Origin of the sequence: Streptomyces sp. MBT53 (assembly GCF_016654115.1) — a bacterium.
Lineage (GTDB): Bacteria > Actinomycetota > Actinomycetes > Streptomycetales > Streptomycetaceae > Streptomyces.
Map to the genome: position 1 here is coordinate 1 of NZ_JAEQAZ010000509.1, position 458 is coordinate 458.

Sequence of the window (458 nt, forward strand, 5' to 3'; positions counted from 1 at the left end):
GCGGCGGTGAGGCACGCGAAGAGACGGCGCATGAGGCGGAACTCCTGTGAAGTGGGGTGGGGCAGCGGGAACTTACCGCCGGTAACCCGCATCTGTCCCCGGCCCGGACGGCGGTGATCGAAACTTGACCGCGTGGTCCAGGCCAGGGGGCTCCGCACGGGGCCGCTGCCGCGACGCATGTCTCCGTTCGACCAGGTGGAGTCGCCCTTTCGCCTTGTCGGCAGGGGTCCACGTGGCAAGAGTGACCATGTCACCGACCCCGTCGGCCCTGCCCCGTCTTCGACCTGGACTTCCCGGCCGGCAGCAGGAACAAGACCGCGACACTGGTCACCGGTGAGAGGGAGGCGCTGCCTTCCCCCGAGGCGCGCTTCGCCGCCACCCCGCCACCCCGCCACCCGGAGACCCGGGGACCGTAACCTCCTGGAGCGGCCTGCTCGACGAAATGGCCGTGCTGCGGC

1 protein-coding gene is annotated in these 458 nt (G+C 70.7%); it reads right to left on the reverse strand.

Annotation, left to right across the window (positions count from 1 at the left end):
* Positions 1–250 precede the first annotated feature (250 nt).
* Positions 251–458, reverse strand: a 208-nt coding sequence (locus tag JHN45_RS53890; protein ID WP_236585089.1) for a hypothetical protein, incomplete at its 5' end; no start/stop codon positions are given.